This window comes from Halomicronema hongdechloris C2206 (assembly GCF_002075285.3).
GTDB lineage: Bacteria > Cyanobacteriota > Cyanobacteriia > Phormidesmidales > Phormidesmidaceae > Halomicronema_B > Halomicronema_B hongdechloris.
On record NZ_CP021983.2, the window covers coordinates 3220691 to 3236844 of the forward strand.

General features: G+C 47.4%; 13 protein-coding genes. 3 read left to right on the forward strand and 10 right to left on the reverse strand.

All coding sequences use genetic code 11. The features are described from left to right. Positions 1 to 5: 5 nt before the first annotated feature. From XM38_RS14635 to XM38_RS14665, 7 genes are all read right to left on the reverse strand, one after another. On the reverse strand, positions 6 to 1472 hold the full coding sequence (locus tag XM38_RS14635) for a hypothetical protein (protein WP_080808709.1): 1467 nt from the start codon (positions 1470 to 1472) through the stop codon (positions 6 to 8). A 55-nt stretch (positions 1473 to 1527) separates the two neighbouring features. Further along, positions 1528 to 2700 (reverse strand): glycosyltransferase family 61 protein, encoded by a 1173-nt coding sequence (locus XM38_RS14640; protein ID WP_080808738.1) that lies wholly within the window; start codon positions 2698 to 2700, stop codon positions 1528 to 1530. Positions 2701 to 2737: 37 nt separating this feature from the next. Beyond that, a complete protein-coding gene (locus tag XM38_RS14645; protein ID WP_080808741.1) occupies positions 2738 to 3670 on the reverse strand; it encodes an NAD-dependent epimerase/dehydratase family protein in 933 nt (310 codons plus the stop codon). A 2-nt stretch (positions 3671 to 3672) separates the two neighbouring features. After that, on the reverse strand, positions 3673 to 4233 hold the full coding sequence (gene rfbC, locus XM38_RS14650; RefSeq protein ID WP_080808711.1) for a dTDP-4-dehydrorhamnose 3,5-epimerase: 561 nt from the start codon (positions 4231 to 4233) through the stop codon (positions 3673 to 3675). A gap of 62 nt (positions 4234 to 4295) precedes the next feature. Further along, positions 4296 to 5438: a CDP-glucose 4,6-dehydratase gene (gene rfbG / locus XM38_RS14655; protein ID WP_080808714.1), complete on the reverse strand. Its 1143-nt coding sequence runs from the start codon at positions 5436 to 5438 to the stop codon at positions 4296 to 4298. After that, on the reverse strand, positions 5423 to 6229 hold the full coding sequence (gene rfbF / locus XM38_RS14660) for a glucose-1-phosphate cytidylyltransferase (RefSeq protein WP_080805757.1): 807 nt from the start codon (positions 6227 to 6229) through the stop codon (positions 5423 to 5425). Before rfbF ends, rfbG begins: the two co-directional genes overlap by 16 nt. Before the next feature lie 311 nt (positions 6230 to 6540). Next, on the reverse strand, positions 6541 to 7716 hold the full coding sequence (locus XM38_RS14665) for a glycosyltransferase family 4 protein (RefSeq protein ID WP_080805759.1): 1176 nt from the start codon (positions 7714 to 7716) through the stop codon (positions 6541 to 6543). Positions 7717 to 8518: 802 nt separating this feature from the next. Here XM38_RS14665 and XM38_RS14670 point away from each other — a divergent pair. From XM38_RS14670 to XM38_RS14680, 3 genes are all read left to right on the forward strand, one after another. Then, positions 8519 to 8716 carry a glutamine synthetase inactivation factor IF7A gene (locus tag XM38_RS14670; RefSeq protein WP_080805761.1) on the forward strand — a complete coding sequence of 66 codons (198 nt, stop codon included), beginning with the start codon at positions 8519 to 8521 and terminating at the stop codon, positions 8714 to 8716. 316 nt (positions 8717 to 9032) lie between these two features. Next, positions 9033 to 9857, forward strand: a complete 825-nt coding sequence (gene dapB / locus XM38_RS14675) for a 4-hydroxy-tetrahydrodipicolinate reductase (protein WP_080810231.1) — start codon at positions 9033 to 9035, stop codon at positions 9855 to 9857. Between the two features lie 470 nt (positions 9858 to 10327). Further along, complete coding sequence (locus XM38_RS14680) at positions 10328 to 11017, forward strand: phosphate ABC transporter permease (RefSeq protein ID WP_080810230.1); 690 nt, start codon at positions 10328 to 10330, stop codon at positions 11015 to 11017. 6 nt (positions 11018 to 11023) lie between these two features. On the opposite strand, the gene menD is transcribed toward XM38_RS14680, so the two are convergent. The 3 genes from menD to XM38_RS14695 all read right to left on the reverse strand — a co-directional run bounded on the left by menD (position 11024) and on the right by XM38_RS14695 (position 16085). Further along, positions 11024 to 12829, reverse strand: a complete 1806-nt coding sequence (gene menD / locus XM38_RS14685) for a 2-succinyl-5-enolpyruvyl-6-hydroxy-3-cyclohexene-1-carboxylic-acid synthase (RefSeq protein WP_306441520.1) — start codon at positions 12827 to 12829, stop codon at positions 11024 to 11026. Between the two features lie 43 nt (positions 12830 to 12872). Further along, a complete protein-coding gene (locus XM38_RS14690) occupies positions 12873 to 14285 on the reverse strand; it encodes an isochorismate synthase (RefSeq protein WP_088430242.1) in 1413 nt (470 codons plus the stop codon). A gap of 81 nt (positions 14286 to 14366) precedes the next feature. Further along, positions 14367 to 16085: a diflavin flavoprotein gene (locus XM38_RS14695; protein WP_080810225.1), complete on the reverse strand. Its 1719-nt coding sequence runs from the start codon at positions 16083 to 16085 to the stop codon at positions 14367 to 14369. Positions 16086 to 16154: the final 69 nt, after the last annotated feature.

Below are 16154 nucleotides of genomic sequence, written 5' to 3' on the forward strand. Positions count from 1 at the left end.
AATATTCATTCCATAGGTTGATGAACAGGTCTCCTATCAGAGAAGTTCTGACGGGGAATTAGAATAATGTCCTTCAGCAATTGCTTAGGCTTCCCCAAGTTCAGCCTGACTTTAGGGTTGAGGTTTCTGATGGCACCTGGATCAAGGCGTCTTAGGGTAACTTCTTGCCACCTTAAACCAATCATGACAGCAACACTCAACATGTAACCGGGCTCTTCCATCTGAGTAAAGACGAGACCCACTGCAAAGACACTGAACACCAAGAGCTTAGAGTAATCATCTAAGCATAGATGGCGAAACGTAATCACCCCTAGAGAAATGTAGGCAGCCAGCCCAAGTACGCCTAAGTCACCCCAAATACCAGCCCAACCAAAAAAGGGGGAAAACATACTAGATTGGTCACCTAGCCAACTCTGGCCTACGGCGGACCAAACAGCAGGTGGAACAGGATGCCGGGTTGCCCCCAGAGGACCTAGTAAATCCCAGTATCCACTAATCATCCATCCCCCAAGGCGACCTACAGTATGGCCAGGGCCTAACCCAAATAACCAGTTGAGAGGCGACTCATAGTGTTCGAGAATTATCCGCAGCGCTGCTGACTTAAGTAGCGTAGCCTCTCCATCGGGTCCATAAATTTCTGGACGAGCCCATGTTTGAAATGCTCCAAAGGCAGGAACATTTTGAACGCACCATAAAAAGACAAATCCAAATAAAATGGCCCCAGAAAAATATTTTATAGCCTCACCAACACTCTTTAGCTTTGTTATTAAAAGCAGAATAAAAGCTACTAAAAAATATAATAATACTTGCTTGGCATCAGCCATTAACATGTGGCCCAGTGTCCCCATAATAACCACTGCTCTGAGCCACAGAGGCAATGACTTGGCAGTATAGGCATAGTATATGCCAAAGGCTAGAGACACTGAAGCACTGACAACATGACCCCCACCAGAATGGTAGAAAATACCTTGAATGTAATCTGGATTACCAGGTTTTGGATGCAATCTTAGGATAGCAAATAAGACATACTGAACATAGGCAAATACAAGATTAGTAATACAAAAAATACTCAGCCATGTTCTTAGCTTACGGATTCTTGCTAAATTAATTGGGAGACTAATAAACGCAATCAACAATATGAAAGGTTCCCCCAAAAGCAAAAAATCTAAAACAACATTGATAAACCCTGCATCATTTTGGATAGCACTTGCTAGCATAATTGACAGCAAAGCACCTAGTCCAAAACTAAAAGCTGTAATAATATTCCGCTGATAACTTCGAAGGCCGCGAGCCGTGACAATAACTTGGCCACAGAATAATGGGATCGTCAAAAAATGAAGAAAGTTAATCGCTGATGGAGCACCTGCACTGTCAACAATCCGAGAAAAAAAGGCAGTTGAAAATGCCAGCAAAACCAGTGTTGATCCTGCTATATATGTCTTTTTCCTCTGATAACTTAGGCTTTGGCCCATTTTGAGTCAGGTTTCTAATCAAAATCTAAATAGAGAAACTATTAAGGTTTTATTCCTAAGACTGCCATTGATTGACAATTTCAATAATTTTATCAATATTCACCGAAAAGTTTTCTCGGTTATTGGCTCTATCTGCACATAAAAACTGGAAATTATGCCCCAGTGCCTTGGCTATATAATAATAATATGTTTGCATCTTAGCCATGACCTGTAGCTCTAAGACATTCACATTATCCGAGAAAAGAATATGAGTTAAACCGCCACCGTAAGCCCCTATCACCATTTCTGCATCATAGAAAAGTTCGATTTTATCAACTAAGGAATGGTCTTCTAGGCAATAGTTCTTAAATCCAAACTTCTCCAATTCCAGAAATAGCTCTTCTTCATTTATTATATGACGTTTTTTTTGCCTCTGAGCTGACTTTTTCCTGGAGATATAGATTCTATTTTCTCGTCTGGAAGGACGTTTCGGTAGAAAGGTATCGCGCAGCTTCTGAATGTAGAAGCTTGGTAGATATCCAGAGCCAAATTGAGTTAGGAATGTTGGTAAAATTAATTTCTCCAAATGGTAAAGCCGTCCAGGCTCCAACCTTACCCGAGTCGTGTTTGAGGGAATGAGCTGGGGTACCATCAATTTCTCTACTTCGGCTAGTGGCTCAGCATACAATAACTTAATCTCATCAAGTTGTGTATAGTCGGGGTGATTCAGTAAAGAACAGCGCGGGACCAAATCAATAATTTTATGATAATACCCGTTGGGTAGACCTTGATAAATACTAGAATATCCTCGGATAGTCTTTATAGGAGATTCAGTGAACTTGCGAATTAGAAAATCCTTGTGAAGAAATGCTCCAGCAGTTGTGATTAAATCCATCCTTGGATAGATAGACTCTGATAAAATTTTACGAGATTGAGTCAATACAATTCCATTTCCTGGTTCATATAAGACATCTTCAACAACTGTAGAATAGATATCATGGGTTGTATATGTGTCTTTTTCCAAATATTTAAAGGGAGCATCGAACGGTGGCATTCCCCTTACTTCTGGTGTTGCTACTGTCTCTTGCTCTAAAAAGTTTTTCTTATGAGTCTTGCCATATTCTTTCTCAACATTAGTAGTACTTAAAAACAAATCTATCGCTGGCCTTAGGAAAATTTGACTATACCAAGGACGGATTAAAGGCTTTAACTTATTAGAAAAATTGCCTAAAACTTTATATGCTGACATTTTTACTGACTTTGTATCGAACAAATTAAATTTGGAACTAGCTAGCATATTGATAACGTCGTTTGTTGAGTCCAATACAGAGCTGAGCAATAGAATTTTCAATCCTGTCCTTGGGAGTGTAGATATCAGCTAAGTAGCGACTTGTGTAGGAGAACTGGTGTGTTAACAGATTTCCCGCTGGTATTATGAGCTCAATGTCTTGATGGAGATGTTTTTTCATCATGCGTTGAACGCATTGAGCAAGTTCGCGAATACTTAAGGTATCAGGCCCTGCTACATGAAGTAGGGGAAAGTGATCAATGCGATCAACAGCAGCTTCAATCACGCGACAAAGATCCAGGATCGAGACGAAGTTACGCTGTTGATATCCTGGAGTTCTCAATATGATTTTTTTTTGCTCAACTGCATCTCGACAAAATGCAAGTGGTGTTAAGGTCCATCGCCGACAACGATCAAGCTCAGCCGGAGTGCCGAAAAAATTACTAGGTCGAATCACCATACCCTTAAGCTTACCTTGACGGTTATAGAGTTCTACATATTCTTCAGACAGGCGATTCGTCAAACCATAGTCATTTGCTGGAACAGGTGGTGTTATTTCATCAATAGCACCTGCGGGATTTCCAAAGACATGGAAGGTTGAGATATAAACAAACTTTGGAATCTGATTTTTCAGACAGAACTCTAATGCAGCTCTTGTGCCGGCAACATTTTGATAGATACTTTGATAAGGAGCTTGTTTACAAGTAACTTCATGAGCTGCTGCTGCATGAATGAAAAGACTAGCGGGAACCTCTAAAGCAGTTTTGGCAATTATGTCTGGAGTATCTAAGTCAAACTGTATATCGCCATCACTGTCACGACAGGCTTTTATGACATCCCAGCCTTGATTTCTAAAGTATTTCTGGGCAATTTTTCCAAAATATCCATTGGCTCCAGAAATTATAACTGTCTTTAATTGAGATTTATTCATGATCATACAAAGCTGGGAGCATTATAGACAAATGGGCTCTTAAACTCAGATAAAGATTTCCAATTACTATCTTTTCCTGAAATGTTAGGATTATCTGTAGGCCAAGGAATATTTGCAGAGTCCCAAAGAATACCTTGCTCATACTGAGGAGCATAAACAGTTGAAACTTGATAAATAACTACTGCCTGCTCGCTCAATATATAAAATCCATGGGCCAATCCAGCCGGAATATATACTGAATTACCTTTGTCTTCGGTTAAATGAAACGTCTCATATTGGCCATATGTAGGTGCTCCAACTCTTAAATCAACTACAGCATCTAGAATCTCTCCTTGTAGGCAATGGACTAACTTAACATGATCTTTTGGAGGAACTTGGAAATGTAATCCTCTCAACACATTTTTGGAAGAGATCGAGTAATAAGTTTCAGAAAATTGGGTTTCTAGATTTTGGTCTTCAAATATTCCTTGATGAAAAGTTTTCACAAACTTTCCTCGATGATCTTGAAATACTCTTAATTGTATTTCGTAGCATCCCGGAATTTTACTTTCCCAGCAGTTCACAGTTTATTACTCCAGATTATGACTACTATAATCAAAGTTAAATATCTGAAATGTGTATAATATCATGCTTTCACTGATAAGAGTTCTCGCTGCGCTGCTGCGATCTCATACTGCTGAATTTGCTTTAAAGTTAGTTGCCGGAATTCTTCATAGCTAGTCAAATTAAATTGAGCAGATTCACGATACCATTTAACAGTTTCTTGGACAGTTGTTGAAAAATTCCAAGCAGGTGTCCAATTTAACTGGTGAAAAGCTTTATCGGTCACTAAATTTAAGAGCTTTGCTTCATGAACTACATCCCGTCCAGATGCATCTATCCATTGACCTGGCCAATGCATTAAAATACTCTCTACTAAATTTTTAACTGACTGATTGGAAGAGAGATGAGGACCAAAGTTAAAGGCACCCATTAAATTATGTAGCTGGTTGTTGGCCGGTTGTACTGCCAGTTGCTTATATAGACGCTCCGCCAGTATTAGATATCCTCCTAAGGGTTCTAAAACATGTTGCCAAGGACGAGTAGCAAACGGATTACGGACCAGGATAGGTTGATTGCGGCCTAGAGCCCGCATCGCATCGGGCACGATGCGGTCTTCAGCCCAATCTCCACCGCCAATCACATTACCGGCTCTAGCACTAGCGATAGCTACAAAGCTGGAGGAAGTTTTGTAGAATGACTTTCGCCAAGATGCGATCGCAAGTTCGGCAGCAGCTTTACTAGAACTATAAGGATCATGCCCTCCTAAAGGATCATTTTCTCTATAACCATAATTCCATTCTCTATTCTCATAACACTTATCTGTGGTAATAAAGACTGCAGCACAGGGATGAGTACATTGCTTTAGTGCTTCCAGCACATGGATAGTACCCATCACATTTGTATTCCACGTCTCCACAGGCTGCAGGTAAGAGCGTCTCACTAATGGTTGAGCCGCTAAATGCAACACAACATCTGGCTTGGTACGTTCCACGATTGCCTTAACCAAAGTCGCATCTCGAATATCACCGATATGATGATCGAGATCCGCTGCCAAGTTGAGTTGCGAGAATAATGAGGGCTGAGTATCAGGTTCTAGGCTTAGTCCGGTCACCTTGGCTCCTAGGTGCAATAACCACAGAGACAGCCATGCCCCCTTAAACCCCGTATGCCCAGTCAGCAGTACCCGCTTACCTTGCCAAAATAAATGATCTACCATATTTTCCATGAGGCCTGATTAGCGGCATACAATTTATTCAGCAGCTCCAGTTCACGGTAGGTATCCATGCATTGCCAGAACCCATCATGCTTATAAACGGCTAACTCACCCAAAGCCGCCAAAGTTTTCATAGGTTCAGCCTCAAAAACTGTGGCGTCGCCTTGGATTAAATCTAGAACCTTACGATGTAAAACAAAGTAACCTCCGTTAATCCAACCGGCACTAGTTTGAGGCTTTTCTTGGAAATAGGTAACTAAATTATCTTCAATGGCCAGTTCCCCAAATCGTGAGGTAGGTCGCACAGCTGTCATTGTTGCTAACTTGCCATGGCTGTAATGGAAATCTAGTAGCTTAGTGATATCGACATTACAAACACCATCTCCATAGGTGCCAAGTAAAATATCGCTATCCATTTTTTCAAGATATGGAGTCAATCTTTTGAGTCTTCCTCCAGTCATCGTCTCCTGGCCAGTGTCGATCAACCAGACTTTCCAGTTCTCTTCATGCCCATTATTTAACTTAGTAACTTTTTTGTCGCCTAACTCTAAGAGAACATCATTATGGTTCCAGTCATAGTTAAAGAAATACTCTCGTATCATCTCGCCCTTATAGCCTAAGCAGAGCATGAAATTCTGAAACCCATAATGAGCATAGGTTTTCATAATATGCCAAATCATAGGACGGTCGCCGACCATAACCATAGGCTTTGGTCGAAACTCAGTTTCTTCTTTCAGGCGGGTACCTTTACCGCCACACAGAATCGCGACAGGAATATTGGCAATATCAGCCTCTTTATACATAGTTAGCGAACCTAAAAACAGCTTTCTATTTATTTAACACTAAGAAATATAGACAAGACTCTAGCAACCAGTGAATCACAATTTGCGGATAATAAAGTCAGCCTTAAACGTTAATTATATGAATTTATAATTAACGTTTAAGATATTCAAATGACTAAGCATCGGAGATTCTACCAGCTGCTCAATAGTAATTATTGAAGATGGAACTTAATAGATCCCAGGTTTACAGGCAGTATTTCTGAAGATTCACACATCTGCGAAGTGTTTGTAAACTGACTAAAGGGCCGTGCTACTAATCTTATAGTCACTTGTCATCTCAATGACGACAACATACGCACATGCTCATAGATCTGTATGAGTTGCTGATGATTTAGGTCTGCAGTATAGCAGGATTCAAATTCGGCTCTAGCAGACCGACGCATTTCCTCTAAGCGCTTAGGTTGTGCTAAGAGGTAATCCACTTTATCTGCTAGATCTACGGCATTGCCAGGGCAGAACCGTAGGCCAGTTCGCTCATTTTCTACTAATTCAGCAATTGCACCAAGATCTGCAGCTAGGACCGGCGTTCCCTTCGCAAAGGCTTCGACGGCCACCCGACCAAAGGTCTCATACCATTTGGATGGAAAAACGAGAAATTGAGCTTCTCCCATGAGATTGTGAACTTCGGCCATAGGACGTCGCCCTAGCCACTCTATATTGGGAAGTCTAGTAGTCACTTCTGCAACTTGGTCAGCTAGAGGCCCATCTCCTACGATCTTGAGCGGAACTGGTGATCTGAGAAGTTTCCAAGCACTCAACAGCGTGTCTAATCCTTTTTCTACAGATAACCTACCAACATAGAGGGCATATTCTCCTTGGCCCGATCCGAGACCTGGATCAGGATGAACAAAATTTGGCTTGACAACTATCTTCTCTGGTGGCAGTCCACCTTCAATAAATTTCTTACGAGCAAATTGAGTCAAGGTAATGAATAGGTCCACCTGATTCTGCCAGGTATTTAGAGTAGTATGGATGACTGACATCGCTGCTGTAGCTGCTGTAGCCGCCCGATCATTCCGGTAACATCCATGTAAGATGCCGGGATAAGGGATTGGTTTACCTAAACAGTCTTCACAGACTTTTCCTTGGCGAAAGAAGAGTGCATTAGGGCACAGTAACCGATAATTTCGAAGAGTTTGGACAACTGGAACTTTGTTAGCTTGAGCGGCGTAGTAGACAGATGGGGATATCAGTGGAAAGAAATTTTGAACATGGACAACGTCATGACTTGTATGTTCTAACAGTTCACAAATGTCGTTATAAGTCGTTTGAGACCAGATCGTTCTTCCTGCTAGTCGAATGGGGTTAAGATGGGCGATGTCATGATTGGACTTCTCATAGAGACTGACTGTATGACCTTTCTCGCTAAGTAAGTGATTCTCCGCTGCGGATGATTCATCTTCACCACCCCGAACTTTATATTTATTATGGACACTTAAGATCTTCATGTCTATAACCGATAGTGACTCCCTAACTTACTTGAGTCAGAGCCCAATTTATTCGGCGCTGATCACCCTGATCTATATTCAGCATTTATACTCCGCATTCCATGATTTCATTAAGGGAGACTTTCCATAATTTTAAGATTTATAATATTAGTAATTATGGACAGTTTATAGTTCAATTTAGCTGCTATTTTCCGTGAGATAAGTTATTTTTTTGTGAATTTCAATATTCCTCTTTTCCTTGCTAAGGAGGTTCTCGGATTCGGATTAGGAGCCTGTTATCTAGAGAAGCTTACGTAAAAAGTATTAGTCAAGGTCTGGGAGATGGATTTATGAAATCTTTGTTAGAGAACACTCCTCAGCCTTAGTCGAGAGCTCAACTAGCTGATCCAGACTGTCGATGCGCTATATCTGAAGCTCCTTTCGGTACATACCATCTAGTGCCCCAAGCCTTAGTGCACGGCTTACATAACGGCTTACATCAGATAATGCACAACGATTCACTCTCGGAGAGTTCTATGCCAGAGCCACGATCTGAGTCAGAGCCCTCGTTTTGATATAGCCGAGGTAGTCCAGCCTTATGAAGCTCGGTAGATAATTGTGGATAGGGCCGATTGACTCCGGTGATGGTAACTCCTCTTAGTAATGGTCCAACAATAGACTAAAAGTAATGCCCTCTTCCTGTAACCAAACATTAAGATTTCGATTAAATTGTAATCCAGCCTACATTTCGTAGTCTTTGATACAGAAAATTTTGCTATTCTTGTTAAATAACAGGTTTTTCATCCTTCTGGAGGACACTGACATGTCTGCTACCGATCAAGCTCGTGCTTTAATGCTGCGTCATCATCATCTGATTAAGAATCGGCAGCAGTCGATGCTAAGCCGCACCAATGAGGAAATTGGTATGCCTGGTGAAACTGAGTATTGGGGACACATTCAGGGTAAGCCTAGTTCCAGTGCTAGCCGTGACTATGCTCGCAGTGGTTCAGCCCTCAGCTAAGGCAGGAATCGAATAGCAGCTAGGGTGTGGGCACCAAATTAGATCATCGATGACCGGCCGTCCTCGTTAACCAAACGAGGGCGTTTTGTTGTTAGTCTACAATGCCCTAGTACGCCAAGGCAGAAGTAGGAAGGCAGCTGGCCGTGAGCATTAGTCGTGGCGAAGCCGATCGGCTGAGCTTAGGCCGAGGCCTACCTGAAGGGCATAGGAAAGGCAAGAGGGGAAATCCTGAGTAAATACCGTCTTTCCACTCTAGTTAATAGAGGCATTATTTCTGCTGCAGGATACTAGACAACTCCCTTGAGAACTTAAGCCTATGAGTAGTCAGTCCCAAATTCCAGTTGTCGTGAATGGAGCTTGCGGCAAAATGGGCCGTGAGGTGGTTAAAGTCGTTGCCCAAGCCGAAGATATGACATTAGTCGGGGCGATTGATAAGGATCCAGCCAGCCTAGGGCAAGACATTGGTGACGTCTTAGGCTGTGGTCTCCTGGAGGTACCGGTCACTAATGATTTGGAGGCGACGTTGGTCATGGCCCAAGGGCAAGGACTCTCGGTCATGGTAGATTTTACCCACCCCGATACGGTGTATGAGTCGGTACGAGCTGCGATCGCATATGGAGTTCGCCCTGTCGTGGGGACCACTGGCCTCAGTGCTGACCAGATTCAGGAACTGGCTGAGTTTGCTGAGAAAGCCAGCATCGGCTGCCTGATTATCCCTAACTTTTCCATCGGTATGGTGCTACTGCAGCAAGCCACCCTGCAAGCCGCCCAGTATTTCGACCATGTCGAGATCATCGAATTACACCACAACCAAAAGGCTGATGCCCCCAGTGGTACGGCGATCCAAACGGCCCAGATGCTCTCAGAACTCCATAAGCCCTTCAATCCCCCTGAAGTAGACGAAACCGAGAAGCTACCCGGTGCCAGGGGCAGCACCCTGGCAGATGGTGTTCATATACACAGTGTTCGGCTACCCGGACTCATTGCTCACCAGGAAGTGATCTTCGGTGCACCGGGGCAGCTCTACACCCTACGTCATGACACCTCTGACCGCTCTAGTTTTATGCCAGGAGTATTATTAGCCATTCGTCGGATTTTACCGCTGAAGTCTCTTATCTACGGCCTCGACAAAATACTCTAGGCCTAATCCATTGGAAATATCGGCTCTACGGCGGTTTTGAATCCAGTGAGGCGCATGGCTGACCACAATACCCTTGATTTTAGGAGATAGGCTGTGCCTCACCCAGAAAGAAAATGCTGTACAAGCCATAAAAAAATTGCCTAATCCCCATAATGCCCCCAAGGGATCAGGCAATTCACCTGTAAGGACGCTTTCCACTGCAGAACTGCAACAACGTCTCTCAATCAATAGCCCCCATGAGATGAAGTTGATTTGCTCTACAGGCGTTCTCCAGAATTAAATCCATTGTCGTCTGCCCACAGGGCTATGCCCTCACAGAAAGTACTGATTTTCTGACTAAGATGCTCTGAAGACAGCCTAAGTAATTCCGTACTTTCACCATTGTCAATGATGGCATGGTCGCCAGGAGCCGGCAATGATAGGCTCTAAGAATCGATGGGGTTTCACCCTGCCATCGCCCTTATTGTCCTATGCTCGTACCTCTAACTCGCGAAACCTTTGACAATCTGATTCCCAAGATTGCTACCGTCGATCAGTATCGTTACTGCTGGGGGAAACCATCCGATCTACTTAGACGCATCTTGATTTCGGTGGTGGGTCTCATTACCATCTTTATCCTGCGGCTATTCTTCGGCGAAGCCTTTGAATCTCTAGCGTTTATCCTAGCCACGATTTTGGGGCTCTATTGGCTTTGGAGCCCGGTCTATTGGGCTAGTCAGCGCAATCGTGAGGGACGCCGTAATTCCTATAGCGGGTATTGGCGCGGCCGGGTCCTAGATGCCTTCGTCACTGATGAGATCATCGGTACCGAAGAAACGGTCAACAGCCGGGGGGAACTAGTGATTGTCGAAAACCGAGAACGCCGCCTTAACCTAGAGGTGGGCGACAAGACGGGATTTACCACCCACACCCAAGTACCGTTGAAGCGAGACCATCGCCTGATTAGGCCCGGGGACCGGGCAGAGATGGTGGTCATGTCTAACCGGCCCGATCTCAGTCGCATTACCATGATTTCGGACATTTACATCTCAGATCACAAACTCTGGATCAGCGACTATCCTTATCTGCGCAAGGATGCCTTCTTGGACATCAGTCGACGCGTTGAGCGGCAACGGCGCCAGAGAACTGCACCGCCGCCATCGGAGCCCGTCTGGGAATGAGGCGAGTTAGGGCAGATTCATTTTAGGGATATGGACCGGGTCAGCGAGGGAGTTGAGGAGCTGGTGGCGCTGCTGTGCATTCAGTTTGCGGTCAGTGACGACTTCCAGCAGCCGTACTCCGGCAGTAGGCAATTGACTTAGTCGCTCCGTTAGGGTAGGCCAGTCTGTCACCTGCTCGTAGGTTACCCCATAGGCACGACACAGATGTTGCCAGTTAACCTGCTGGGGTGTGGCGAAATAGGCCTCAAATGGGGGGTTAAATTGGGCAATAGGCAGCATCTCGAAGATGCCGCCTCCCCGATTATTCACGACTAGCACGGTCAGGTGTCCTTGCAAGTGAGCTTGGCTGAGTAAGCCATTGGTGTCATGTAGGAGAGCCAGATCCCCTGTCAGTAGTAGACTGGGGCGATGGCAGTGAGCAAGGCCCAAAGCCGTAGAGAGGGTACCATCGATACCGTTGGCCCCCCGGTTAACGTAGGGGTGCAGGTGGCGATTATTGGCTGGCCAAAACCACTCGACATCTCGCACTGGCATGCTATTGGCAATCATCACCGGCGTTTCTTCCGGTAACGTTTGAGGTAGTAGCCAGGTGAGTTTACCCTCAAACAATCCCTGCTGATCATCCCAGACAGCAAGCGCTTCATCTCGACGTCGAGCCGTATGGATTTCTAGATGTTGCCATTGGCGTAGATAGGGACTACTGGGAGCAGGTGGTACCCCAGCTAGATAGGCAGCGAGAGTCGCCAGGGACCAGGGTAGGGCTGTGGTAGCACCATGTAACGGATCGAGATTGCGGTCGTGCCCCCGGCCGTGAATTATCCAGCGTTGGGCCTTGAGATGCTGCAACCACTGTCGCAGCACCTTACTGGTTGGCAACGGGCCAATCTGAATCACCTGGTCAGGGATAAGGTTGGTGGCCCAGGGGGGGTGTCGCAGAATGGCGTCGTAGGTGGTGACAAGATGGGGATTCAGATGGTGGTGATAGTTGCGTAGGGGCGATAGTCCATCTGCCAGCACTGGCCATCCCAGGCCTAGGGCCAGTCGGGCAATGCTGAGGCAATAGTTTTCAGGATTGCTGGAGTGGGTGGGGCCTACGATGATCAAGCCTTGGGATTGTTGTCGTTGATGACGTATCCAGGTGCTGACATCCTCAGATACGGCAGCTCCAGGCTCCCAGGTGGCTAGCATTGGCAATCTGGGGATAGACAGATGAGCAAAGAATGAGGCGTCGAGGGTTATATCTGCCGTTGAGCCGTCTTCGATAGGAGCCAAGGGATCGCGAAAGGGACAGTTGAGATGAACCGGCCCAGCCGCTGGCAGTAGGGTCCGACGCCAGGCATGGCTAATGGTTTGGCGCAGGTAGCGCAGCATGGCCATATTTGCCATGGGGGTGGCCATTTCTCCGTAGTAATTGGGGAAATGGCCAAATAACTTTTGTTGATCGATAGTTTGGCCAGAGGCGCAATCGCGTAGCTCTGGCGGTCGATCAGCAGTGAGCAACAGCAGTGGTACCTGGCTTTCGTGGGCTTCGATGACGGCTGGGTAATAATTGGCGGCGGCGGTGCCTGAGGTGCACACGAGTAAGCTGGGCCAACCACTGCGCTTGGCTATTCCTAGGGCAAAGAAGGCAGCAGAGCGCTCATCTAGGATAGACAACACGTCGATCTCTCTGTAATTGGTGAGGGCTACAGTTAGGGGCGTACAACGGGAGCCAGGAGATACTATGGCCTGGCGCAGACCTAACTGGGCCAGGGTTTCCACCAGCACCGATGCCCATAGGGTATTGGTGTTACGGTAATCTATCGCCATCATGGAATGGTTAAACCTGGTCTGAGCAAGGGGGTCAAGGGTTGATTCAGACCAGTGCCTCCATCAAGGCCCGCAGCTTCAGGCGAATTTCATCCAGTTCTCGCTCTGGATCTGATCCGGCTACAATGCCGGCCCCGGCGTAGAGGCGGGCACGATTAGCTTGAATCAAGGCGGAGCGAATCCCCACAATAAATTCGCTGTTACCCTGGTGGTCAATCCAGCCAATAGGGGCAGCGTAGAGGGCTCGATCAAACTGCTCGAAGCGGCGAATCTGCTGACAGGCTTGATCAGTTGGCACTCCGGCTACTGCTGGGGTAGGATGTAGCGCCTTAACTAGGTGCAAGGGATGGGTGTGGAGAGGTACGGTGGCTCGAATGGGGGTGTGGAGATGTTGAATATTCGAGAGCTGCAATAGTCCTGGTCGGGTACGGTAGCTAGGACGCAGTCCCAGTTCCGTCAATCGCCGTACCAGGAAATCAACCACAAACTGATGCTCGTCTTGCTCTTTGACACTCGTTAACAACTGTCGAGCCAGTAGGGCATCTGTTTCGGCAGTATCGCCCCGGGGTGAAGACCCTGCTAAAGCATCGGTGATGAGCCGCCGTTGGCGAATGCTGAGCAATCGCTCTGGACTAGCACCAATGAAGCTAACGCCGTGGCCATTGCCGACGGAAAACACATAGCAGTCAGGGTGTTGTTGCCGTAATCGTTCTAGCAGTTGAGCTCGGTTAAAGGGCTGGGACGCTAATACATCTAGAGCATGGGCCAGCACAATTTTGCGCAACCGATTGTGGCAGATGCGCTGCAGGGCACGGTGGACAGCCTGGGTAAAGACCTGGGTAGCTAAAGCAGGCTGAATTAGCGACGGGGCGGGCGGATAGGCAGATAGGGGAGACTCAGCCAGGGACTCAATCCGTCGCAACTGCTGCAGGATATCTGGTAGCAGGGCTTCTAAATCGGAAAGGGGGGTTAGGAGTAGGTTGGCGATGAGGGTACTGGTTTGTCGGCATTGGGTGATTTGCCAGCGGGGTAGAAAGACGCTAGCGGCTGGGAATGGGGAGTCTGAATGAGTGGGGGTGTCGAAGAAGGCGAAGCTGCAGAAAAATTGAATCCCTGGAGAATACTCGGCTAGCTCGTCGTAGCAACTGATCTGATGACACCAGGTTTCAATGAAGTTATGAACCCGATCGAAGCGACTTGGTCCTATGGCCGATGCCTCGATTAGGCTACCTAGAGCCACGGTGGCCTGATGTTGGGAAGTATTTTCTAGGTAAAGGTGCCGCTCATAGGGAGAGGACTGATGTAGCAGCCTAAGCGGATCAATTGAGGGAATCGGAAGGCTGAGGCTGACTACATGAGGGCGGTTGGTGCAAATGGCCTGCTGATAGCCCTGAGTCAGGGCGGCATGAATGGCAGAACGATGTTGCTGAATAACCGTGCGGTAGGGGACGACTGGCATGGAATCAGTAGTTTATTAAACCCATGTTTCACAGCGTAACTGAGAAATGTCCTACCACTGGGCTTCATGGTTAACCCTGACTTAATAGTGGCGACCCGATTTACGCTGGTGAACAGCAGTTTTAGCCTCCGGGTCTAACACCTGTCCAGCCGTTGCGATCGCATACACCACCCAGTGGTCTCCACATTCCATGCGCTTCTCCACCCGACACTCTAAGCAGGCAATGGCATCTTGCAGTACGGGAGCCCCGTTGGCAGCCGGTTTCGTATCAATGCCGGCGAAACGGTCCTCGCCGGGGCCAAAGGGCTTGAGAAAGTGTTTCATGGGGCCAATATGTTTGCCCTCAGCCAAGAGATTAAGGACAAAGGCATTACCGGGATACAGCAGGGACTCGATGGCCCGATCCTTGGCCACGGCTATCGTGAAGCCAGGAGGGTTAAAGGTGGCCTGGGCTACCCAGGAGGCTAACATGGCACTGGCCACCTCCCCCTGATAGGCTGTAACCACAGAGAGAGAACCCACTAGCCGTCCCACTGCTTGTTCCACAGAAGATGCGGGGGTGCGAGGTTGCTTGGCTCGTTTAGTTTTCTTCAGAGACTGGGCGAAGTCGGTACCTACCTCTTCGCAGTATTTGAGAGTGACATCGGTGGGTTTGAATTTAACTCGCAGCGGCTCGAAAGCCAGGGTATAGCCGGCATCCTTCAGTTTGGCCTCTAAGAGATCGATGGCCTCGCCACTCCAGCCAAAGGAGCCAAAGACGCCAGCGGGTTGGGTTTTCGAGGCCGTCGATAAAACGATGCCTAAGGCTGTCTGAATCTGGGTGGGGGCATGGCCACCTAAGGTAGGAGACCCGATCAAAAAGCCAGCGGATTTCTCTACGGCGGTGCGAATCTCCTCGGGATCAGCCTGTTCGGCGTTAATGGCCTCTACTGCCATCTCCGCTTTGGTAATGCCCCGGGCCAGAGCTTGAGCCATGGTGGCGGTATTGCCGTAGGCCGAGGCATAAATTAAGGCCACCGAGTATTCCTGCCCCTTCTGGGCCACGCTCCACTGGCGATAACTCTGAAATAGCTCCCGGGCACCATAGAGCACGATAGGACCGTGGCCAGGGGCCATGACTCGCAGGGGAAAGGCTTCTAGCCGGTCGAGCACGGTCATGACCTGGCGGGCACTAGGGGCCATCAGACAGTCGAAATAGTAGCGCCGGTCCTCCAGTAGTTCGTCCCAGCCCAGATCATAGACGTCGTCACCACACAAATGGGCGCCAAAAAACTTATCGGTATAGAGCACCTGGGTATAGGTGTCGTAGGTGGCCAGTCCCCCTGGCCAGCGGGGGGTAGGAATCGGTATAAACTGCAGCCGATGGCCCTGGCCCAGATCCAGTTCGTCATCGCCGCTGCGAATCACTCGCACTCGAGGAGAGGCATCGGGCAGCAAATCCTTCAGGGCTAAAGCCGCCGGGTTAGAGCAGACCACAGTGACATCGGGCAGCCGCTGCAGCAATATCTTCAGGGTAGCGGCCCGGTTGGGATTGATGTGGCCCAACACAATGTAGGTGATCTGATAGAGATCGATATGGCGGGTGAGTTCCGTCAGAAACCTATCGAGGAAAGATTCCCCCGGCGGGTCAATCAGGGCCGTCTTGTCGGCACTGATCACATAACTGTTGGCTGTGGTACCGCGCTCGAGGGCATATTCAATCTCGAAGCGTAGCCGATTCCAACTGCGCGATCGCATCGCCATGGTCTGGGCAGCGATGGGAAATACCTGGACATCTCTAGGTGAATGGGTGGTAGTCATGGGGGTCCCCCCTAGTGAATAGCGGCCAACGAACGCCGGCATGCTCAGGCCCACTACGGCACCGGAGCC

Bases quoted from the DNA above. Each gene is read 5' to 3' on its own strand.
- rfbF (WP_080805757.1), bottom strand. From the start codon at position 6,229: ATGTATAAAGAGGCTGATATTGCCAATATTCCTGTCGCGATTCTGTGT.
- XM38_RS14645 (WP_080808741.1), bottom strand. From the start codon at position 3,670: ATGAATAAATCTCAATTAAAGACAGTTATAATTTCTGGAGCCAATGGA.
- menD (WP_306441520.1), bottom strand. From the start codon at position 12,829: ATGATGGCGATAGATTACCGTAACACCAATACCCTATGGGCATCGGTG.
- XM38_RS14680 (WP_080810230.1), top strand. From the start codon at position 10,328: ATGCTCGTACCTCTAACTCGCGAAACCTTTGACAATCTGATTCCCAAG.
- XM38_RS14640 (WP_080808738.1), bottom strand. From the start codon at position 2,700: ATGTCAGCATATAAAGTTTTAGGCAATTTTTCTAATAAGTTAAAGCCT.
- XM38_RS14690 (WP_088430242.1), bottom strand. From the start codon at position 14,285: ATGCCAGTCGTCCCCTACCGCACGGTTATTCAGCAACATCGTTCTGCC.
- XM38_RS14635 (WP_080808709.1), bottom strand. From the start codon at position 1,472: ATGGGCCAAAGCCTAAGTTATCAGAGGAAAAAGACATATATAGCAGGA.
- dapB (WP_080810231.1), top strand. From the start codon at position 9,033: ATGAGTAGTCAGTCCCAAATTCCAGTTGTCGTGAATGGAGCTTGCGGC.
- rfbG (WP_080808714.1), bottom strand. From the start codon at position 5,438: ATGGAAAATATGGTAGATCATTTATTTTGGCAAGGTAAGCGGGTACTG.
- XM38_RS14665 (WP_080805759.1), bottom strand. From the start codon at position 7,716: ATGAAGATCTTAAGTGTCCATAATAAATATAAAGTTCGGGGTGGTGAA.
- XM38_RS14695 (WP_080810225.1), bottom strand. From the start codon at position 16,085: ATGACTACCACCCATTCACCTAGAGATGTCCAGGTATTTCCCATCGCT.
- XM38_RS14670 (WP_080805761.1), top strand. From the start codon at position 8,519: ATGTCTGCTACCGATCAAGCTCGTGCTTTAATGCTGCGTCATCATCAT.